Source organism: Amycolatopsis sp. N2S4-7 (assembly GCF_058119595.1).
In genome coordinates, this window is record NZ_CP172299.1 from 9,093,948 (window position 1) to 9,114,656 (window position 20,709).

Genomic DNA, 20,709 nt, shown 5'->3' on the forward strand with positions numbered 1-20,709 from the left:
TCGCCGGGTTAGTCGTTCCCACCCTGCCCGGCGTTTCCGGTCCTCGCCCGCCACGCCGCCTTCGCGGCTTCGGCCGAGCTTCCGGCCCTGTCCACAGTGTCCCCGAGACCCACCGCGAGGGTGATCCCGAGGGGTACCAAAATGTGGTCTATCCCCTGTTCACCGGCCCCGAAGTGGCCGGACGCCTCCAGCGTGACGAACCCGTGCAGCGCGCTCCACAGCTGGGCGGCCGCCTGGTACTTGTCCGCTGGCCGGAACCGGCCGGCCTCGATGGCCCGCTCGGTCGCCCGGACGATGTGCCCGAAGGCCTCCAGACCCTCCTGGGCGGCTTCGCGGCCCGCCTCGGTGGTCAGATCGGACAGCGTCGCCCGCTTGCCGCCGGGCGCGGCTTGGCCGAACACCACCGCGAACAGCTGCGGCCGCTCGGCGACCGTCTGCCGGTAGGTGCGGGCCAGGAGGTAGATGTCCGCCACCGGGTCGTCGCTCTCGCCGACCTCGGCCAGGCTCGCGCTGAGCCGCAGGAACCCCGTGCGCGCCACCTCGTCGACCAGGGCGGCCATGCCGCCGAAGTGGGTGTACACGGCCATCGTGGAGACGCCGACCTCGGCGGCCAGCTTGCGGGCCTGCAGGGCCTCGGGGCCGCCGTCGTCGATCAGCCGGATGGCGGCCTCGACCAGCCGGTCCTTGACGTCGGTCGCGCGGGGTTTCGGGCTCATGCTTGCCAGTCTCCCATAACCCTGTTATAAAAGAATACATAACTCAGTTATGGGTCCGTTCGGAGGGGTCAGTCATGGGCAACAAGTTCCTCGAAGGAAACTTCGCCCCGGTCAGCCGGGAGCACACGATCACCGAACTGGCCGTCACGGGCCGGATTCCCGAGTTCCTCGACGGCCGCTACCTGCGCAACGGGCCCAACCCGCTGTCCGAAGTAGACCCGGCCGCCTACCACTGGTTCATGGGCGACGGCATGGTCCACGGCGTGCGCCTGCGCGGCGGCAAGGCCGAGTGGTACCGCAACCGCTGGGTGCGCAACCCGGCGGTCGCCGCGACCCTGAACGGCGAGGACGCGAGCCGGTTCTGCGGACTGGACGCGCTCGGCGCCAACACCAACGTCATCGGCCACGCCGGGAAGACCCTCGCTCTCGTCGAGGCGGGCGCGCCCATCTACGAGCTGACCGACGAGCTCGACACCGTCGGCCGCTGCGACTTCGACGGCACGCTCCCCGGCGGCTACACCGCCCACCCGAAGCGCGACCCGCGCACCGGCGAACTGCACGCCGTGTCGTACTTCTTCGGCATGGGCCACAAGGTCCAGTACTCGGTGATCGACGCGCAGGGCCGCGCCCGCCGCACGGTCGACGTCGAGGTCACCGGGTCACCGATGATGCACGACTTCTCCCTGACCGAGAAGCACGTCGTGTTCTACGACTTGCCGGTCACGTTCAACGCCGAAATGGCGGTCGCCGCCAACGTGCCGGGTGCCCTGCGCACGCCCGCGAAGCTGGTGCTCTCGGCCATGGTCGGCAAGGTCCGCGTGCCGGACCCGGTCACCGCGATGATGGCCCGCAAGCTCGGCGCGAACGGCGGCCTGCCGTACCGCTGGGACCCGAAGTACCCGGCGCGGATCGGGGTCATGCCGCGGGAGGGCGGCAACGGGGACGTCCGCTGGTTCGACGTCGAGCCGTGCTACGTCTTCCACCCGCTCAACGCCTACGACGACGGCGACAGTGTCGTGCTCGACGTCGTCCGCCACCCGAAGATGTTCGACCGCGAGCTGCACGGCCCGGACGAGGGCGGCCCGACGCTGGACCGCTGGACCGTCGACCTCACCGCGGGCAAGGTCCTGGAGGAGCGGCTCGACGACCGCGGCCAGGAGTTCCCGCGCGTCGACGAGCGGCTCGTCGGCCGTCGCCACCGCTACGGCTACGCGATGTCGGCCGACGGCGGCGCGAACCCCGGCGGCTCGCTGTTCAAGCACGACTTCCACACCGGCTCGCGGCAGGAGCGCGCGTTCGGCGCGGGACGGCAGCCGGGCGAGTTCGTGTTCGTCCCCCGCCACGAAGACGCGGCCGAGGACGACGGCGTCCTGATGGGCTTCGTCTTCGACCCGGCGACGCAGCGCAGCGACCTGACGCTGCTCGACGCCGGCACCCTGGAGACCGTCGCGGCGATCCACCTGCCGGACCGCGTGCCCAACGGCTTCCACGGCAACTGGGTGCCCGTCGGCTAGGTCAGGAGGCGGTGGTCACCGGTGTAGAGGTTCATCGAGTCGCCCCGCAGGAAGCCGATCAGCGTCATGCCGTTCTCCTCGGCCAGCTCGACGGCCAGCGAAGACGGCGCCGACACCGCGGCCAGCAGCCCGATCCCGGCCATCGCGGCCTTCTGCACCAGCTCGAACGACGCGCGCCCGGACACCAGCAGGCCGAGCCCGGGCGCGGGGATCCGTCCTTCGAGGACGGCCCAGCCGAGCACCTTGTCGACCGCGTTGTGCCGCCCGACGTCCTCGCGGACGACGTCGAGCTCGCCGTCCGGGGTGAACAGGGCCGCCGCGTGCAGGCCGCCGGTGCTGGCGAACACCTTCTGCCGGGCGCGCAGCGCGTCGGGCAGGCCGGACAGGGTCTCGCTCTTCACCGCGAACGCCGCCTCGGCGGGGGAGAAGCGGGTGCGGAGCTTGACCGCGTCCAGGGCGGCCTTGCCGCAGACGCCACACGAAGAGGTGGTGTAGAAGTTCCGCTCGACGCCGGTGTCCGGCGGCGGGACGCCGTCGGCCAGGGCGATGTCCAGCACGTTGTAGGTGTTGCGGCCTTGGTCGTCGACGCCGTCGCAGTAGCGGGCGACGGCGATGTCGGCCCGGCCGCCGATGACGCCCTCGGACAGCAGGAAGCCGTGGGCCAGCTCGACGTCGTTCCCGGGAGTGCGCATGGTGACGGCCAGCGCCTTGCCGCCGACCCGCAGCTCGAGGGGCTCTTCGGCCGCCAGCGCGTCGGGGCGGCGCCGGTCCCCGGTCGCGGAGATCCGCCGCACCGGCCTGCGCACGGTCACCCTGCCCATCAGCACACCTTTCGCTGCCCGGAAGTTCGACACCCGTATGGTGCAACGCCGGGTATTTAGTAATACATTCCCTCCATCATCCCCAGAGTACGGAGGGAACCGATGGCTCTCGGCTTCCTGGACCGATCCCGGATCGTGGCACCCCCAGGCTGGACGCGCTGGCTGGTGCCGCCGGCGGCCCTGTCGGTACACCTGTCGATCGGGCAGGCCTATGCATGGAGCGTCTTCAAGACCCCGCTCGAGAAGACGATGCACCTCAACGGCACGCAGAGTTCGCTGCCGTTCCAGCTCGGCATCGTGATGCTGGGGCTGTCCGCGGCGTTCGGCGGCACGCTCGTCGAACGCAACGGCCCCCGCTGGGCGATGTTCGTGTCGATGTGCTGCTTCGCCAGCGGGTTCCTCATCTCCGCGCTCGGCGTGGCGACCGGGCAGTTCTGGCTGGTCGTGCTCGGCTACGGCGGCATCGGCGGCGTCGGCCTGGGCATCGGCTACATCTCGCCGGTGTCCACGCTGATCAAGTGGTTCCCGGACCGGCCGGGCATGGCCACCGGGATCGCGATCATGGGCTTCGGCGGTGGCGCGCTGATCGCGTCGCCGTGGTCGTCCTCGATGCTCGGCACCTCGCCGGACAAGGGCACCATCGCGACGGCGTTCCTCGTGCACGGCGTCGTCTACGCCGTGTTCATGTCGCTCGGCTGGCTGCTCGTCCGGGTCCCGGCGGACGACTGGAAGCCGGCGGGCTGGGAGCCGAAGACCGACCACGGCAAGGCGATGATCAGCACCGCGAACGTCTCGGCCGCGAACGCGATCAAGACGCCCCAGTTCTGGTGTCTCTGGGTCGTCCTGTGCTTCAACGTGACCGCGGGCATCGGCATCCTGGAGAAGGCGTCGCCGATGATCCAGGACTTCTTCAAGAACACCTCGACCCCGGTGGGCGTGGCCTCGGCGGCGGGGTTCGTCGCGCTGCTGTCGCTGTGCAACATGCTCGGCCGGTTCGTCTGGTCGTCCACTTCGGACCTGGTCGGCCGCAAGAACATCTACCGCACCTACCTCGGCGTCGGCGCGGTGCTGTACCTGGTGATCGCGCTGACGCAGAACTCGTCGAAGCTCGTGTTCATCCTGTGCGCGATGGTGATCCTCTCGTTCTACGGCGGCGGGTTCGCGACGGTCCCGGCGTACCTGAAGGACCTCTTCGGCACCTACCAGGTCGGCGCGATCCACGGCAGGCTGCTCACCGCGTGGTCGGTGGCCGGTGTGCTCGGCCCGCTGATCGTCAACCGGATCGCCGACGGCGAGAAGGCGGCGGGCAAGTCCGGCCCGGACCTGTACACGACGTCGTTCTACATCATGATCGGCCTGCTCGTCGTCGGCTTCGTGGCCAACGAGCTGGTGCGGCCGGTGAAGGAGAAGTTCCACGAGCCCGCCCCGGCGGGCCAGGCCGCGAGGAGTGAGGCGTGATGGCGGAGCAGGAGACCCGGCCGAACCGGGTGCCGCTGATGGTGCTCGCCTGGGCGTGGGTGGTGCTACCCTTCGGCTACGGCGTGTACCAGCTGTTCCTGAAGCTCGTGCAGCTCTTCGGCTAGCTCGCGGGCGCCCGGTGCGGTGGCACCGGGCGCCGCGGGCTGTCAGGCGTCGATGATCGCGTCGACGAAGAACCAGTACTGCTCGTCCCCGCCGTTGTCGTACCACTGGATCACCTTGGTGCCCTCTTCGTAGCTGCCGCTGCCGGCCAGGGACGCGACCTTGCCGCTCTTGCCGTTGACCAGGTGGCCGCCGGTGAAGGACCAGTTCTGCTCGGCGCCGCCGTTGCACGTCCACTGGACGAGTTCGGCGCCGGTGGCGGTGCTGCCGCCGCCCGCGACCGAGAGGCACTTGCCGCTCTTGAAGTTCACCAGCCTGCGGCCGGACCAGCCCCAGGCCTGTTCGGGCCCGCCGTTGCAGAGCCATTGGATGACGTTGGCGCCGTTCGCGGTGCTCCCGCCGCCCGCGATCGACATGCACTGCCGGGTCTGGTCGTTGCGGATGTTGGAGTAGGTCGCCGCGTCGGCCGGGCCCGCGACGGCGGTCGCCGTGGCGGCCGCGATCCCGGTGGCGATGACGGCGTGGCGCAGCCGGATCATGAAAACCCCCAGTCAGGTAAGGAAAACTCCTCCGCCGGAGTGTAGGGAGGGTGGCGCGCGCCGGAACCGGGTGAAGATCGAATTCGCCGGGCGTTCACGCTGCTGTGGGGGATGTTGCTCCGGTCCGGCCAGCGGGCTGGGCCGGACGCCGCGTGGGATCATGGCGGCACCCGACCGAGAGGAGTGCCGTGAGCGGCGTTCTCGTCACCGGCGCTTCGCGGGGGATCGGGCGAGCCGTGGCGCTCGCCTTCGCGGCGCGCGGAGACCGCGTGGCGGTGCACTACGGGCACCGGGCCGCGGACGCCGAGGAGACCCTGGCGGCGCTGCCCGGCGAAGGGCACGTGCTGGTCGGGGGCGACCTCGCCGATCCCGAGGCGGCGCGGCGGATCGCCGACGCGGCCGAAACCGGGCTGGGCGGCGTCGACGTGCTGGTGAACAACGCCGCCGTCGCGACGTCGCCCGAGACCGCGCACCCGGTCGCCTCGGTGTCCTATGGGGACTGGCAGCGGATCTGGCGGCGCACCCTCGACGTCAACCTCGTGGGCGCGGCGAACGTGAGCTACTGCGTCGCCCGGCACCTCATCGAGCGCGGCGCGCCGGGCCGGATCGTCAACATCGGGTCGCGCGGGGCGTTCCGCGGCGAGCCCGACCACCCGGCGTACGGGGCGAGCAAGGCGGCGCTGCACGCGTTCGGTCAGTCGCTCGCCGTTTCCCTCGCGCCGCACGGGATCTCCGTGACGTCCGTCGCGCCCGGCTTCACCGCCACCGCGCGCGTGGCGGACCGGATCGACGACGCCGTGCGCGCACAGAGCCCGTTCGGGCGGGTCGGCACGCCCGAGGAGGTCGCCGCGGCCGTCGTCTACCTGGCCTCCGCCGAGGCGACCTGGGCGTCCGGTGCGATCCTCGACGTCAACGGCGCCTCGCACCTGCGGATGTGACCTGCCTCACGCGTGCAGCAGCCGGCGGACGGCGCGCGTCGGTAGGGCGTGCATGTTCTGGGGAAGATCGTCGTCGCGGGGCTGGCCCTGGTCGTTTTCGGTGGCACGGCGTACGGCTACGCGAACCTCCACGCCCTCGACGACGTCGCGCGCGACAGCGTGATCGACCCGGACTCCCGGACGCGGCCGGGGGAGCAGCCCGCCGACGGTTCGCTCGACATCCTCCTGGTCGGCCGGGACTCCCGCACCGACGCGCAGGGCAAGCCCCTGGCCCCGGAGGTGCTGCGTGAACTGCGGGTCGGCGCGAACGGCGACGACCTCACCGACACCCTGATCGTGCTGCGGATCCCGAACGGGACTCACGACGTGAAGGCGTTTTCCATCCCGCGGGACAGCTACGTGTCGCTGCCCGGCGGGAAGGGCAAGATCAACGCGGCGTTCGGGCGGGCGAAGGCCGGCGAAGCGCGGCGGCAGCGCACGGCGGGGGAGACGGACAAGGCGAAGATCGACCAGGCCGCCCTCACCGCCGGGCGGCGCGCGACGCGGCAGGCGGTCGAGGACCTCACCGGCGTCAAGATCGACCACTTCGCCGAGGTCAACCTGCTCAGCTTCTACGAGATCAGCAAGGCGGTCGGCGGCGTCGACGTCTGCCTCAAGGCGGCGACCAAGGACAAGAACTCCGGCGCGGACTTCCAGGCCGGGCCACAGCGGGTCGCCGGCGCGGACGCGCTGGCCTTCGTCCGTCAGCGCGACAACGTCCAGGGCGGCGACTTCGGCCGCGTCCGGCGGCAGCAGGTGTTCCTCGCCGGGCTCGCGCGGCAGGTGCTCTCGGCGGGCACGCTGGCGGATCCCGGAAAGGTGTCGGACCTGATCGACGCGGTGAAGCGCTCGGTGGTGCTGGACGCGTCGTGGAACCTGCTCGACTTCGTCGCGCAGATGCGCGGGGTCAGCGGCGGCGGCATCCAGTTCGTGACGATTCCGGTGGTCAACGTCGACTACCGCTACGACCCGGCCGACCACCGCGCCACGGCGGTCCAGGTCGACCCGGCCGCGGTGAAGGCGTTCGCGGCGAGCCTGGTCGGGGCGCCCCCGGCCACGCCCGCGGCCGCCCCGGTCACGGTCGACGTCGCGAACGCGGGAACGCGCGACGGCCTGGCCGCGCGGGTGTCCGGTTTCCTGAAGGACAAGGGGTTCACCCCGGGCACGATCGGCCCGACGGCACCGCGGCGCACGTCCCTGGTCAGGTTCGGCCCGGACCTCGCTTCGCGGGGTGCCGAGGTGGCGAAGCTCCTGGGCGGGTTGACGACCCAGGAGTCGGCGTCGGTGCCGGCGGGGCACGTCGAGGTGCTGCTGGGGTCGGTGTACTCGGGACCAGGGGTGTCGGCCGGTGGCGGCGCTCCGGCGGGGGCCGGGGATGACCCGATCACCTCGGACGGGGTCATCTGCGTGAGCTGACGGCGGCGCTCACCCACACGGGCGTGCCCGGCCACTCACACGGGCGCGCCCGCCTGCTCACACGGGCGTGCCCGGCCACTCGCAGGCGCACCCGGGGCGCCAGCAGGCGCGTGCCCGCCCGGTCCGCAGGCCATCCGGGCGCCTGCAAGCGTGTGCCCGCCCGGCCCGCAGGCGCACCCGGGCGCCACCCCCCCACCACACGCGCGCCCAGCGGCACTCTGGCGGGCCGGGGGATGAGCGATTGCCTCGGCCGGGGTCGCCTTCGCGAGTTGACCCCCGGGCCACAGCCGCGCCCGCCCGCCCCCACCCCACCCCACCACGCCCAGCGGCGCTCTGTGCGGCCGGGGATGAGCCGATCACCTCGAACCGGTCACCTACGTGAGTGACCGCTCGCGCGTGGCCGATCACCGCCTCACCCCCGTGAATTACCCCCACCCCGCGGCAAAGGATTGTTCCCCTTTTCGACTGATTCCGCGAAAAGCTGCGAAGAATTTCCGCGACCCACCGCGAAGTTGTTTTCCGCCGACCGGACCACGGCGGACCACCCGGGTGATTGGTCTTGACGCTGTCCCCCTGGTGAGGCAGGGTGCGGTGACCGTCGGCGGCATCGCCGCGGCGAACCGGAAAAGATCACCGGACCGGTGATCATCCGGAAAGTCAATTTCGAGAAAATACGGAAAGTCCGGAATCTATGCGTAGCAGCGTCGCCCGCGGAGGCTGGTTCCTTCCCGTGCTCGCTTCGGCCGTGCTCAGTGCCGGGTGCCAGTCGGCGTCCGCGACCGCGCACTATCCCGATCCCATCGACGCCTGCCGGCTGCCCGGCCCGAACGCGCGGCTCCAGCTCGCGCCCGGGACCGTCGAGCTCCCGCCCGACTCCGTCAAGGCCGCCGCGACCAAGGTCGTGCCGGAGGACCGCGCCAGCGACGACAACGACCTCACCGGCTGCAAGCGCCTCTACGCCCGCGACCTCGGCGGCGGCAAGCCCAACCTGCAGGACTACCGGCTCGTCACGATCGCCGTCGTGCGGTTCACCGGGTCCGACGCCGGTCAGGCCGCCGCGAAGGCCAGCCAGCTGATGACCGACGCGCTCGGCGACCACTCGGGCGTCCGGCTCGTCACCGGGGTCGGCGACGAGGCCGGGTTCTCCGAGCAGTGGGCCGCCGTGCGCAGCGGGAACGTCGTGCTCGGCCTGGCCATCTCCGACGGCGGCACCGAGGCCGCGCTGATCCCGCCCGCGACCCTCGACAACGTCCAGGCCATGGTCACGGACATGACCAACACCCTGCAGCGCGACTATCAGGGCTGAGGCTCGAGCCGCACCACGATCGCCTTCGACACCGGCGTGTTCGACTTGTCCGCGACCGAGTCCAGCGGCACCAGCGCGTTCGCCTCCGGGAAGTACGCCGCCGCGCAGCCGCGCGCCGTCGGGTACGCCACGACCCGGAACGCCGGCGCCCGCCGGTCGCCGTCGCGCCACTCCGAGACCAGGTCGACCACGGCGCCGTCGGCCAGGCCCAGCGCCGCGAGGTCGTCCGGGTTGACCAGCACGACGCGGCGGGCGTTCTCGATCCCGCGGTAGCGGTCGGACAGCCCGTAGATCGTGGTGTTGTACTGGTCGTGGCTGCGCATCGTCTGCAGCAGCAGCCGGCCTTCCGGCGCGTGCGGGTACTCCAGCTCGGACACCGTGAAGTTGCCCTTGCCGTTGGCCGTGCCGGTGAACTCGCGGGAGTCGCGCGGCGCGTGCGGCAGGACGAACCCGTCCGGCTCGCGGACGCGGCGGTTGTAGTCGGCGCAGCCCGGCACGACCCGCGAGATCCGGTCGCGGATCAGGTCGTAGTCGGTCTCGAACGTCCGCCACGGCACCGCGTGCCCGGCGCCGAACAGGTGCTCCGCCAGGCGGCAGACGATCGCGACCTCCGACAGCAGGTGCTCGCTCGCGGGCTTCAGACGGCCGCGGGACGTGTGCACCTGCGACATCGAGTCCTCGACCGTGACGAACTGCTCGCCCGAGGCCTGGACGTCCCGCTCGGTGCGCCCGAGCGTCGGCAGGATCAGCGCGGTGCGGCCGTGCACGACGTGCGACCGGTTCAGCTTCGTCGAGACGTGCACGGTCAGCGAGCACGAGCCGAGCGCCTTCTCGGTGAGCTCGGAATCCGGCGTGGCCGAGGCGAAGTTGCCGCCGACGGCGAAGAACACCTTGCCGCGGCCGTCGCGCATCGCCCGGATCGAGTCGACGGTGTCGAGGCCGTGCTCGCGCGGGACGTCGATGCCGAACTCGGCGGAGAGGGCGTCCATGAACGACTGCGGCATCTTTTCCCAGATGCCCATGGTCCGGTCGCCCTGGACGTTCGAGTGGCCGCGGACCGGGCACAGGCCCGCGCCCGGCTTGCCGATCATCCCGCGCATCAGCGCGAGGTTCGCCAGCTCCGAGATCGTCGGCACGGCGTGCTTGTGCTGCGTCAGGCCCATCGCCCAGCAGTAGATCGTGCGCTCCGACGCGGCGATCATCCGCGCGACGCGCTCGATCTGCTCGCGCGGCAGGCCGCTCGCGCGCTCGACCTCGGGCCAGTCGATCTCGCGCAGGTGCTTCGCGTAGTCCTCGAAGCCCTCGGTGGCGTGCTCGACGAACCCGCGGTCGACGATCGCGCCGGGCGCTTGGGCGTCCCAGGCCAGCAGCAGGTGGCCGACGGCCTGGAACAGCGCCAGGTCGCCGCCCAGGCGGACCTGGGCGAACTCGTCGGCCAGCGGCGTGCCCTTGCCGACGACGCCGCGGACGTTCTGCGGGTTCTTGAACCGCATCAGCCCGGCCTCGGGCAGCGGGTTCACCGCGATGATCTTCGCGCCGTTCCCCTTGGCCTCCTCGAGCGCCGAGAGCATCCGCGGGTGGTTGGTGCCCGGGTTCTGCCCCACGACGACGATCAGGTCGGCCTTGTGGATGTCCGCGAGGCTCACCGAGCCCTTGCCGATGCCGGTGGTGGCCGCGAGCGCGGCGCCGGAGGACTCGTGGCACATGTTGGAGCAGTCCGGCAGGTTGTTGGTGCCGAACGAGCGCACGAGCAGCTGGTAGAGGAACGCGGCTTCGTTGCTGGTGCGGCCCGAGGTGTAGAAGATCGCTTCGTTCGGGTCGGTCAGCGCCTTCAGCTCGCCCGCGACGAGCTCGAACGCGTCGTCCCAGGAGATCGGTTCGTAGTGCGTCGCGCCTTCGCGCAGCACGAACGGCTCGGTGATCCGGCCCTGCTGGCCCAGCCAGTAGTCGGTCTTCTCCCGCAGCTCGTCGATGGGGTGCGCCGCGAAGAACTCCCGCCCGACCCGCCGTTTCGTGGCCTCCTCGGCGACGGCCTTGGCGCCGTTCTCGCAGAACTCGGCGAGCTTGCGCTTCTCGCCGTCGACCTCGCGAGGCTCGGGCCACGCGCAGCCGGGGCAGTCGAAGCCTTCGCGCTGGTTCAGCAGCCGCAGCGCCTTGATCGTCCGGCCGGTGCCCATCTGCTCGACGCTGCGCGCGAGCGACACCGCCACGCCGGGTATCCCGGCCGCCCAGCCCTTCGGCTTGCCCACCTCGAGGCGGGTCTCGTCCACGTCCTGCGCCGGCGCTTCACGGGTCATGTGTTCATCGTGCGCCTCGATGATCGCGGGCGCGAACAGGGGGTGGGTCACACTTCGGCGGTGCGCAGCCCCCGGTCGAAGACGGTGACGGCCAGCAGGAGCGCGCTGACGACGACGAGCGCGACGGCCAGCCGGTGCAGCCCGGCCGAGTCGGCGTGCGGGCCATAGCAGAGCGCGATGAGCGTCGAGGCGACGATCGCGCCGAGGTACTGGGCCGTGCGGAACAGGCCGCTGGCGGTGCCCATCTGCTCGGCGGGTGCCTCGCGGTAGAGCGTCGTCTGGTTCGCGACGCTGGTCAGGCCCTGCGCCAGGCCGAACAACGCCGCCAGCGCGAGCAGCGCGCCGACCCACGTGCCGTCGTCGACGAACAGCAGCAGGGCCGAGCCGCCGGCGAGCGCCACGGCGACCGTGACCAGCCGCGCCTTGATCCCGGACGCGCGCCCGGAGAAGGCCGCGGCGCAGACCGCGGTGCCCGACATCGGCAGCAGCATCAGCCCGGCGGCCTCCTCGGACAGCTGCCGCGTCGTCTCCAGCCACTGCACGTAGCCGAACATGATCGCGTAGATGGCCATGAAGCTGAGCGCCTGCCGCAGGTAGGTGCGCAGGATCGCGCCGTTGGCGGCGAGCATCCGCAGGTCGAGGAACGGTGTGTCGCGCCGCAGTTCGACCGTGGTGAACGCGATCGCGAAGGCGGCGACGACGGCGAGCAGCCACAGCTCGGCACCCGGGTTCATCAGGAAGAACAGCAGCGCCAGCAGGGTCGCGGAAAACAGCGCGATGCCGAGCACGTCGATCGGTTTCGCGGCGCGCTCGCCACGCTCGTCCTTGGGTACCCACAGCAGCGCCAGCACCAGCGACAGCCCGGCGAGCGGGATGTTCACCGCGAAGATGGCGGGCCAGCCGAAGAGGCCGATCAGCACGCCGCCGAGCGCCGGGCCGATCACCATCACCGTCTGCGCGGACATCGACAGCACCGACAGCACGCGGGCTGGCACGCCTTGGCCGGTCGCCTCGGCGTGGTGGCGCAGCACGGCCATCGCGGCCGGGAACCCGGCGCACGTGCCCAGGCCCAGCACCACCCGCACGCCCGTCAGCCAGCCGACCGAGATGGGGAGCAGGCCCGCGATCCCGGCGATGATCACGAGGGTCGCGCCGCCGAGCAGGACGCGGCGGGCGCCGTAGCGGTCCACCAGCAGCCCGACCACCGGCTGCCCGACGGCCGTGGCGAGGTACAGCGCCGAGATCAGCCAGGCGGTCTGGCCCGGGCCGGCGCCGAAGGTGTGCCCGATCGGCACGAGCGCGACGGCGATGAGCGTGGAGTTGATCGGGTTGAGCACCGCGCCGGCCACCAGCGGGGTGACCAGGCGGGCGCCGAACTTGGCGGGGGCGGGAGCGGTGACGGTGCTCGTGAGAACTCCTTCTAGTGCTGGGCCACGCGCTGCAGCAGCGGAAGCGCGCGGGTGACGGCGTCGAGTTCGGCGGGCGACAGCTCGTCCAGCAGCGCCTGGGCCAGCCACTCTTCGCGGTGCTGCTGGATGCCGCGCACGGTGTCGCGGCCGGTGCCGGACAGGCTGATCACGACGCGGCGCCGGTCGGCCGGGTCAGGGGTGCGGGCGAGGTAGCCCAGCTCGTCGAGCACGCCGAGGGTGGCGGCCATCGACTGCTGCCGCACGTGCTCGGCGGCGGCCAGCTCACCCTGCGTGGCGGGGCCTTCGCGGTGGAGCCGGTGGAGCACGGCGGACTGCGACGGCGTCAGGATCCCCGCGTTGTCGACCTGGCGCAGCCGCCGGTGCAGCTGCGCGACGACCCCGCGGAGCCAGCCGGCGCTCTCGGCCACGTGCGCAGGTACTTCGCCCATGCACACAGTTTAACTGTACAGCTCAGACTGTGCATCTGGGTGTGACGAAGGTCCGTGAAGGGGGCGTTCGCGGGTCAGGCGGGGCAGCCGTCGAGGGTCGGCACCGGGTACTTCGGGTCGTAGTAGCCGGGGGCGTCCTGGTCCTGACCGGTGGCCGGGCCGGACGGCGGGTTGGCGTAGCCGGGCGCCAGGTAGCCGTCCTTGGCCGCCGCGCAGCCGACGGCCGAGAACGCGCTCTTGCCGTCGTCGAGCCAGAGGCCCTGGCTGCTCTTCGCGAAGCCGGAGCCGCTGCGCAGGACGTACGTCTCGTCGACGCGCAGGAAGCTGACGATCTCCGCCGGGCTGGTCAGGGACTCCGGGTGGACGTTGTCGAAGGCGTAGGCGACGACGTACTTCGCGTCGACGGCCAGCTCCCCGGGCTTGCTCCCGGGGTGGGCGGTGAGCGTCCCGAAGGTGCGGGGCCCGGCGTCGAGCAGGTGGTACCCGTCGGCGATCTCGGTCACGTAGGACGAGAAGCCGCCGTCGTCCTTCGTCGGCTTCGCGGCGAGCACCGGGGTGAGCTGCTTGCGCACGTCCGGCGCGAACAGCGCGGCGAAGGCCTTCGGGTCGTGGCCGGTCAGCACGGCCGGGTCGAGCCGCGCGGCGTGGATCGCCTGCTTGACCTTCGCGTAGGCATCGGCCTCGGCGGGCGCCCCGGGCGGCGCGGTGATCCCGTCGATGCCCTTCGGCCAGGTGTCGGCGGGGGTGTTCGCGTACGGCCGGGCCAGGTCGACGCGGGCGAACTGCGGCACCGCCGTCGGGTTGGGTGCGGCGGTTTCGGCGGCGGGACGGCGGCCGGCCAGCACGATCGCCGCCGTCGTCACCGCGACGATCGCCACGAACACGGCGAACAGCCACCACCGGCGGCGGGGCCCGCGGGCGGCGCGCTTCTGCTGCTTGCGGAACTGCTTGCGGTCCTTCTTCGCGCCCAGCCACGCGTCGGTCCGGGCGTGCTTGCGCCACTCCGGGTCCATCAGGTCCGGGTGCGAGTCGAGCAGGTTTTCCTCGTCCACGTGCTTCCCCCAAGGTCGACGACTGATCATCGACGGCGGGGGACGGGCGTTACGCGGTCAGCCGAAGAAGACGAACGGGTCCTCGTTGACGCCGACGCCCTGGATCTGGTGCACGATGATCGCCGCCGCGACCAGGACGACCACGATCAGCAGGGCCAGCACGCCCGGCCAGCGGCTCTGCCCCGGCTGCTGGTAGCCGCCGGCGCGGCGCTCGCGCTTCCGGCGCTTCTTCAGCTCCTTCTTCGCGCCCAGCCAGGCGTCCCGTTCGGCGTGTTTCTGCCAGTCCGGGTTCATCAGGTCCGGGTGCGTCTCCAGGCTCCGGTCGTCCGGATCCTGTGGCTGCTGAGGCTCTGCCATCCGAGAGTGCCTTCCCCCTGGGTGACCCGCCGTGACGGGTTCGTAGACTTGTCCATTGTGACCGAGAACGCTCCGCAGCAGACCACCGACCTTCCGGGTGCCTGGGACCCGGCCGCCGAGGAAGCACCGATGTACGACCGCTGGGTAGCGGCCGGGTACTTCACGGCCGACGCCTCGTCGGGGAAGCCGCCGTTCTCGATCGTACTGCCGCCACCGAACGTCACCGGCAGCCTGCACATGGGCCACGCCCTCAACCACACGTTGATGGACGCGATGAGCCGCCGCCGTCGCATGCAGGGCTACGAGGTGCTGTGGCTGCCGGGCATGGACCACGCCGGCATCGCGACGCAGAACGTCGTCGAGCGCCAGCTGGCCGGGGAGGGCCTTTCGCGCCACGACCTGGGCCGCGAGAAGTTCGTCGAGCGCGTCTGGGAGTGGAAGGCCGAGTACGGCGGCAAGATCCTCGGCCAGATGAAGCGCCTCGGTGACGGCGTCGACTGGTCGCGCGAGCGGTTCACCATGGACGAGAACCTGTCCAAGGCCGTCCAGACGGTGTTCAAGAACTTCTTCGACGAGGGCCTGATCTACCGCGCCGAGCGGATCATCAACTGGTGCCCGCGCTGCCAGACCGCGCTCTCGGACATCGAGGTCGACCACAACGACGACGACGGCGAGCTCGTCTCGATCCGCTACGGCGACGGCGACGGCGCCATCGTCGTGGCGACCACCCGCGCCGAGACGATGCTGGGCGACACCGCCGTCGCCGTCCACCCGGACGACGAGCGGTACGCGCACCTGGTCGGCACCGAGGTCGAGCTGCCGCTGACCGGCCGCCGCATCCCGATCGTGGCCGACAAGCACGTCGACCCCGAGTTCGGCACCGGCGCGGTCAAGGTCACCCCGGCACACGACCCGAACGACTTCGAGATCGGCCGCCGGCACGACCTGCCGATGCTGACGATCATGAACGAGCGCGCCGAGATCACCGCGCCGGGGCCGTTCGAGGGGCTCGACCGGTTCGAGGCGCGCCCGGCGGTCGTCGCCGCGCTGCGGGAGGCCGGCCGGATCGTCGCGGAGAAGCGGCCGTACGTGCACGCCGTCGGGCACTGCTCGCGGTGCGACACGGTCGTCGAGCCGCGGCTGTCGCTGCAGTGGTGGGTCAAGGTCGAGGAGCTGGCCAAGCTGGCCGGCGACGCCGTCCGCGACGGCCGGACCAAGATCCACCCGCCGGAGCTGGGCAAGCGGTACTTCGACTGGGTCGACAACATGCACGACTGGACGATCTCGCGCCAGCTGTGGTGGGGTCACCGGATCCCGGTGTACTACGGGCCGGACGGCGAGGTCGTGTGCGTCGGCCCGGACGAGCAGCCGCCGTCCGGTGAGGGCTGGACGCAGGACCCGGACGTGCTGGACACGTGGTTCTCGTCGGGCCTGTGGCCGATGTCGACGCTGGGCTGGCCTTCCGCTTCGGAGGACCTGGCTCGCTTCTACCCGACCAGCGTTCTGTCGACGGGCTACGACATCCTGTTCTTCTGGGTCGTCCGGATGATGATGTTCGGCGTGCACCAGATGGACGGGAAGCAGCCGTTCGACCACGTGTACCTGCACGGGCTGATCCGGGACGCGCAGGGCAAGAAGATGTCGAAGTCGCGCGGCAACGTGATCGACCCGCTGGAGTGGATGGACGCGTACGGCGCGGACGCCACCCGCTTCACCCTGGCCCGCGGCGCGAACCCGGGCGCGGACATGGCGCTGGCCGACGAGTGGGCGGCGGGCTCCCGCAACTTCTGCACGAAGCTGTGGAACGCCACGAAGTTCGCGATGATGAACGGGGCTTCGGTCTCTTCCGCTCTTCCGGCTGCTGCTGACTTGACGGAGTCGGACCGGTGGATCCTGGGCCGCCTGGGCGCGCTGGTGTCCGAAGTGGACGGCCTGTTCGAGGACTTCCAGTTCGCGAAGGTGGCCGGCGCGCTCTACCAGTTCACCTGGAACGAGCTGTGCGACTGGTACCTGGAGCTGGCGAAGGTCCAGCTGTACCAAGGGGACCCGGAGCGGGTTTCGTCGACGCAGGCGGTGCTGGGCCACGTGCTGGACACGGTCCTGCGGCTGCTGCACCCGTTCATCCCGTTCATCACGGAGAAGCTCTGGAAGGCCCTGACCGGCGGTGAGTCGCTGGTGATCGCGGCTTGGCCCGCTGCCTCCTCGGCGTACGTCGACCCGGTGGCGGACGCCCGGATCGCGGACGTCCAGAAGCTGGTGACGGAGATCCGCCGCTTCCGCGCGGACCAGGGGTTGAAGCCGGGCCAGAAGGTGGCGGCCCGCCTGGCGGGTTACGCGGGCGGTCACGAAGAGGCGGTCCGTTCGCTGGTGCGCCTGACGGCACCGTCGCCGGAGTTCGCGGCGAGCGCGTCCCTGGAGGTCGCCCTGGCGGACGGCGTGGTGACGGTGGAGCTGGACCTCTCGGGCACGGTCGACGTGGCGGCCGAGCGCAAGCGGCTGCAGAAGGACCTGGCGGCGGCCGAGAAGGAGCTGTCCCAGACGGACGCCAAGCTCGGCAACGAGGCATTCATCGCGAAGGCCCCGGCCCAGGTGATCGAGAAGATCAAAACCCGGCGTCAGACAGCGGCGTCGGACATCGAGCGCATCACCGCGAGGCTGGCGGCACTCCCGGCTTCCTGAGCCAGGGCGGCATTCCTACGTTCGAGCCCGGCACCTCACCCGAGGTGCCGGGCTTCGTCGTACCAACGCACTGACAGGGCCGTGCGAACCAGGCTGGGACACGTCGGGCTTCGAAGGACGTCGCGCCCATATCCGGGCAAGCGGCCAAGGAGCGCAGAGCCAGGCAGATCACGCTCAACCTGCCTGTCTCGACTGAAAACCCAATCCAGCGCGGGGTGCTCTTCGTCGGACTGCGGGGCCGGGTCTTCGCCGTGACGTTCGGTACCGGGCACCACGCGCTCGAGCCGGTGACCGTGGAGCCCGGCTTCGGGCTCAAGGTCACCGCGAATGTCAGTCGCCGCGGAGCCGGAAAACGATCCTGCCCGCCGCCAGCGCGTTCGCCGACCTCGGTGTCGAACCGGCTGAAGAATGGGTTCGCCGGCTTGGCGGACGGTGACCGACGCCACGTTCGCTTCGACCGCTGCCGGATCCGACTCGCTGAAGCTGAACATCAACGAGTTCTCGATGCGTGGACTGCCTGTACAACGAGCGCTTGGCGCGCCGTCGAAAGTGGCAGCTGCTCGACAAGAAGAACCTGGTGTTCAGCCGGTACCGGCGCATCGAGGTCTGCGACGTGCTGACGCCGGAGCGGGAGCTGCTCTGCGTCAAAAACGCGACGAAGTCGAGCACGCTGTCGCACCTGTTCGCTCAGGGAAGCGTGTCGGCTGCGTTGATGCACGAAGGCAAGTACCGGGGCCACCTGATGAAGTTGGACGTTCGTCTACGCGATCGCCACCCCGAAGCCGGGCCCGCTCGGGAAGTCGCTGTTCTTTTTCAGCAAGGTCAACCTGATGGTGCACGCTCGCCAGATCGAGGCGTTGGGCTACCGGGTCGCCGTGGCGAAGATCCAGATCGTGGACTGAGGTGCTCAGTTCGGTTCGGTCACCCGGGCCGCTTCGATCAGGGCCACCAGCTCCGGGGTCACCCGCCGGTCCGCCGGTGTCGCCAGGTACGTCGGCATCCGGGGAGTGGGGTCCCGCAACGGCCGGAACGCCACTCCCGGCACCGGCAACAGGTTCGCGTGTGCCCGGTAGAACACCGTCCAGTGTGGACGGCCGAAGCCGAGTGTGCCCAACGTGTCCTGTGCCGTCGTGAACTCCTTGCCCAGCACCGGCTCGAAGCCTGCCTCCCAGCAGCAGGACACCACCAGGTCGTACAACGGCCGGTTCCGCGCGGGCGAACTCAACCGCACCGGGAGCGCCGCCAGTGAGGCGAACGAAACCACCTCCGAAGCCGCCAGCGGATGCGAAGCCGGTAAGGCGACCAGGACTTCGTCCGTCCACAGAGGAGTGAAGTCGAGGCCCGGCGACGGCCACGAGCCGCGGACGATGGTGGCGTCCAGGGAACCGTCGCGGACTCGCTGCAGACGCTGGAGCGTCGGTGCGTGGACCAGCTCGAGCTGCGCGCCGGGCACGAGGCGCGCGAACGCGCTCAGCAAGACGTCCAGGCGGTCGCCGAGGCCTTCGCTCGTGCCCAGCCGGACCAGTGCCGCCGGTGAACGGAACTCCGTGACGGAGTCGGCCGCGCGGTCGGCCGCCGCGAGCACCGCGCGGGCGTGCGGCAGGAAGCGCTGACCCGCCTCCGTCAGGGACACGCTCCGCGTGGTCCGCCCGAACAGCGAAACACCCAGCTCCCGCTCCAGCCGCCGCACCTGCTGGCTCACCGCCGGCTGGACGATGTGCAGCCGCTCCGCCGCGCGCCCGAAGTGCAGCTCCTCGGCGACCGCCACGAAGTACCTCAGCTGACGAAGCTCCACGGGCACCCCATTCATCATCGTTCGTGATGAGTGTAGGAGCCGGTTGCTCATTGGCCGGCGCGGGCGTCGGCGGTTGGCTCGAAGGCGAGCGAAAGGAAGAAACCGATGCCCTACCTGGACGTCCGCGGTACCCGGCTCCACTACGAAGACGCCGGCGCCGGCCCGGCACTGCTGTTCCTGCACGGCTGGGGGACCAGCGGCCGCGTCTGGCAGTCGTGCCTGCCGGACCTCGTCCGCGACCACCGCGTCGTCACCCTCGACTGGCGCGGGTGCGGCCGCTCGGACCACCCGGCCGACGGCAACACCATCGACGGCATCGCCGCCGACGTCGCCGCCGTGATCGAAGCGCTGGAAATCCACCCCACCGTCGTCGGCTCCTCGATCGGCGGCGTCTTCGCCACCGAGCTGGCCCTCGCCCGCCCCGACCTGGTCGAGAAGGTCGTCGCCGTCGACAGCCCCGGCTACTGGCCGGGCACCGGCATGCTCGACCGGGTCCGCGAGCTGCGGGAACGACTCGTCGACGACCGCGTCGGGACCTTCTCGGACTGGGTGCCGGGCTGGTTCGCGAAAGCCACGCCGGGGCTGATCGACTGGACCGTCCGCCAGCTGCTCGACTCGGGCGTCTACATCGACGAGCTGTTCACCGAGGCGACGACCTACGACCCGCGGCCGCGGCTCGGGAACCTGACCGTGCCGATCGACTACCTGCACGGCGAGCTGGACGCCCAGATCCCCCTCGAGGTCCCGCGCGCGTGCGCGGCCTTCACGCCCGGTGCGCACGTGCACGTCATCGCCGGCTGCGGGCACATCCCGCACCAGGAGGACCCGCGAGCGTTCACCGCGGCCCTCCGCGCCGTCGCCGCCTGAAGGAGAGAAACCATGCCCACGGTTCCCGTGACCCTCGGCGGCGGCGAAGCCGTCGTCCACTACGACCGGACCGGTTCCGGTCCCGCGCTGCTCCTGCTCCACGGCACCGCCGCGTCCCGCGAGCAGTGGGGGCCGCTGACGGCGTCGGCCGCCGACCGGTTCACCGTGCTCGCCCCGGATTTCAGCGGCTCGGGCCGGACCGCCGACCACGGCGGCCCGGTCGACGTCGCCGACCTGGCCGCCGAAGCCAGGGCCGTGCTGGATCACGCGGGGTTCGGCGAAGCCCACGTCGTCGGGCACTCGCTCGGCGGCGTCGTGGCGGCGCACCTGGCCGGCACCCACCCGGACCGGGTGCGGTCGGCGGTGCTGCACGCCGCCTGGCCGGTCACCGACGTCCGGCAGGACGCGGAGTTCCGCTACTGGCTCGACCTGCTGGAGCAGGGTGACGCGACCTTCGCCCGCATGCTCCCGCTGATGGCCTTCGGCCCGCGCTACTGGGAGCAGGCCACCGCCGAGGGCAACGAACAGCTCGTGAAGACGCTCGCCGAGGTGATCCAGCCGGGCGCCGCGCGCCAGATCGAGACCGACCGCGGCGTCGACCTGCGGCCGGTGCTGGGCGCGATCACGGCGCCGGTGCTCGTGCTCGGCAGCGCGCACGACCGGTTGATCACGGCGGAGCAGCAGCACGAGCTCACCGCCGCGATCCCGGCGGCGCGCACCGCCTGGATCGACGCGGGCCACGGCGCCCCGGCCGAGCTGCCGGACGAATTCGCCCGGCTGGTGCTGGACTTCGTGACCGAGCAGGCCTGAGCGGCGAGCCGGTTCTGTCGGACCCCCTCGCTAGCCTCGGATTCGGGGGCCGCTCCGCACGAACCGGCCCAGGCAGCCCCCGAATTCCACGCTACCGGGCAGGGCCGACAGTTCCGGCGCTCAG

The 20,709-nt window shown here is 71.2% G+C and carries 19 protein-coding genes and 1 pseudogene; 11 read left to right on the forward strand and 9 right to left on the reverse strand.

Annotated features, from left to right (window positions below; genetic code table 11):
* Positions 1-8 precede the first annotated feature (8 nt).
* Entirely contained in the window at positions 9-716 is a 708-nt protein-coding gene (locus ACH54P_RS42750; protein WP_489909000.1) for a TetR/AcrR family transcriptional regulator, read from the reverse strand.
* A gap of 74 nt (positions 717-790) precedes the next feature.
* On the opposite strand from ACH54P_RS42750, the gene ACH54P_RS42755 reads away from it, so the two are divergent.
* On the forward strand, positions 791-2,230 hold the full coding sequence (locus ACH54P_RS42755; protein ID WP_489909001.1) for a carotenoid oxygenase family protein: 1,440 nt from the start codon (positions 791-793) through the stop codon (positions 2,228-2,230).
* Here the strand turns inward: ACH54P_RS42755 and fdhD are convergent.
* Entirely contained in the window at positions 2,227-3,051 is an 825-nt protein-coding gene (gene fdhD / locus ACH54P_RS42760; RefSeq protein WP_489909002.1) for a formate dehydrogenase accessory sulfurtransferase FdhD, read from the reverse strand. The genes ACH54P_RS42755 and fdhD overlap by 4 nt on opposite strands.
* A 102-nt stretch (positions 3,052-3,153) precedes the next feature.
* On the opposite strand from fdhD, the gene ACH54P_RS42765 reads away from it, so the two are divergent.
* Both ACH54P_RS42765 and ACH54P_RS42770 read left to right on the forward strand, forming a co-directional pair.
* Positions 3,154-4,509, forward strand: coding sequence for an L-lactate MFS transporter (locus ACH54P_RS42765; RefSeq protein WP_489909003.1), 1,356 nt, complete (start codon positions 3,154-3,156; stop codon positions 4,507-4,509).
* Positions 4,509-4,634 carry an MFS transporter small subunit gene (locus ACH54P_RS42770; RefSeq protein ID WP_489909004.1) on the forward strand — a complete coding sequence of 42 codons (126 nt, stop codon included), beginning with the start codon at positions 4,509-4,511 and terminating at the stop codon, positions 4,632-4,634. The genes ACH54P_RS42765 and ACH54P_RS42770 overlap by 1 nt, the downstream gene beginning before the upstream one ends.
* Positions 4,635-4,676: 42 nt before the next feature.
* Here ACH54P_RS42770 and ACH54P_RS42775 read toward each other — a convergent pair whose 3' ends face one another.
* Positions 4,677-5,171, reverse strand: a complete 495-nt coding sequence (locus ACH54P_RS42775) for an RICIN domain-containing protein (protein WP_489909005.1) — start codon at positions 5,169-5,171, stop codon at positions 4,677-4,679.
* A gap of 188 nt (positions 5,172-5,359) precedes the next feature.
* On the opposite strand from ACH54P_RS42775, the gene ACH54P_RS42780 reads away from it, so the two are divergent.
* The 3 genes from ACH54P_RS42780 (at position 5,360) to ACH54P_RS42790 (ending at position 8,870) form a co-directional block, all read left to right on the forward strand.
* On the forward strand, positions 5,360-6,109 hold the full coding sequence (locus ACH54P_RS42780) for an SDR family NAD(P)-dependent oxidoreductase (RefSeq protein WP_489909006.1): 750 nt from the start codon (positions 5,360-5,362) through the stop codon (positions 6,107-6,109).
* 48 nt (positions 6,110-6,157) lie between these two features.
* Entirely contained in the window at positions 6,158-7,564 is a 1,407-nt protein-coding gene (locus ACH54P_RS42785; RefSeq protein WP_489909007.1) for an LCP family protein, read from the forward strand.
* A gap of 691 nt (positions 7,565-8,255) precedes the next feature.
* Positions 8,256-8,870: a hypothetical protein gene (locus tag ACH54P_RS42790; RefSeq protein WP_489909008.1), complete on the forward strand. Its 615-nt coding sequence runs from the start codon at positions 8,256-8,258 to the stop codon at positions 8,868-8,870.
* Here ACH54P_RS42790 and ACH54P_RS42795 read toward each other — a convergent pair.
* The 5 genes from ACH54P_RS42795 to ACH54P_RS42815 form a co-directional block, all read right to left on the reverse strand.
* Positions 8,861-11,167 carry an FdhF/YdeP family oxidoreductase gene (locus ACH54P_RS42795; RefSeq protein WP_489909009.1) on the reverse strand — a complete coding sequence of 769 codons (2,307 nt, stop codon included), beginning with the start codon at positions 11,165-11,167 and terminating at the stop codon, positions 8,861-8,863. The two genes, ACH54P_RS42790 and ACH54P_RS42795, sit on opposite strands and share 10 nt — an antisense overlap.
* Positions 11,168-11,214: 47 nt before the next feature.
* Positions 11,215-12,516: an MFS transporter gene (locus tag ACH54P_RS42800; protein ID WP_489909010.1), complete on the reverse strand. Its 1,302-nt coding sequence runs from the start codon at positions 12,514-12,516 to the stop codon at positions 11,215-11,217.
* Between the two features lie 71 nt (positions 12,517-12,587).
* Positions 12,588-13,025: a MarR family winged helix-turn-helix transcriptional regulator gene (locus ACH54P_RS42805; RefSeq protein WP_489909011.1), complete on the reverse strand. Its 438-nt coding sequence runs from the start codon at positions 13,023-13,025 to the stop codon at positions 12,588-12,590.
* A gap of 74 nt (positions 13,026-13,099) precedes the next feature.
* Entirely contained in the window at positions 13,100-14,077 is a 978-nt protein-coding gene (locus ACH54P_RS42810; protein WP_489909012.1) for a hypothetical protein, read from the reverse strand.
* Positions 14,078-14,134: 57 nt separating this feature from the next.
* Positions 14,135-14,434, reverse strand: coding sequence for a hypothetical protein (locus ACH54P_RS42815; RefSeq protein WP_489909013.1), 300 nt, complete (start codon positions 14,432-14,434; stop codon positions 14,135-14,137).
* Between the two features lie 57 nt (positions 14,435-14,491).
* Between ACH54P_RS42815 and ACH54P_RS42820 the strand changes: the two genes are divergently transcribed.
* From ACH54P_RS42820 to ACH54P_RS42830, 3 genes and pseudogenes are all read left to right on the forward strand, one after another.
* Positions 14,492-17,113 (forward strand): valine--tRNA ligase, encoded by a 2,622-nt coding sequence (locus ACH54P_RS42820; protein WP_489909014.1) that lies wholly within the window; start codon positions 14,492-14,494, stop codon positions 17,111-17,113.
* 203 nt (positions 17,114-17,316) lie between these two features.
* Positions 17,317-17,733 carry a DUF6119 family protein gene (locus ACH54P_RS42825; protein WP_489916958.1) on the forward strand — a complete coding sequence of 139 codons (417 nt, stop codon included), beginning with the start codon at positions 17,317-17,319 and terminating at the stop codon, positions 17,731-17,733.
* Positions 17,622-18,015, forward strand: a pseudogene (locus ACH54P_RS42830) (DUF6119 family protein). The gene ACH54P_RS42825 and the pseudogene ACH54P_RS42830 overlap by 112 nt, the downstream one beginning before the upstream one ends.
* 5 nt (positions 18,016-18,020) lie before the next feature.
* Here the strand turns inward: ACH54P_RS42830 and ACH54P_RS42835 are convergent.
* Complete coding sequence (locus ACH54P_RS42835) at positions 18,021-18,914, reverse strand: LysR family transcriptional regulator (RefSeq protein WP_489909015.1); 894 nt, start codon at positions 18,912-18,914, stop codon at positions 18,021-18,023.
* Positions 18,915-19,013: 99 nt separating this feature from the next.
* On the opposite strand from ACH54P_RS42835, the gene ACH54P_RS42840 reads away from it, so the two are divergent.
* Both ACH54P_RS42840 and ACH54P_RS42845 read left to right on the forward strand, forming a co-directional pair.
* Entirely contained in the window at positions 19,014-19,775 is a 762-nt protein-coding gene (locus ACH54P_RS42840) for an alpha/beta fold hydrolase (protein WP_489909016.1), read from the forward strand.
* A gap of 12 nt (positions 19,776-19,787) precedes the next feature.
* On the forward strand, positions 19,788-20,585 hold the full coding sequence (locus tag ACH54P_RS42845) for an alpha/beta fold hydrolase (protein ID WP_489909017.1): 798 nt from the start codon (positions 19,788-19,790) through the stop codon (positions 20,583-20,585).
* Positions 20,586-20,709 lie beyond the last annotated feature (124 nt).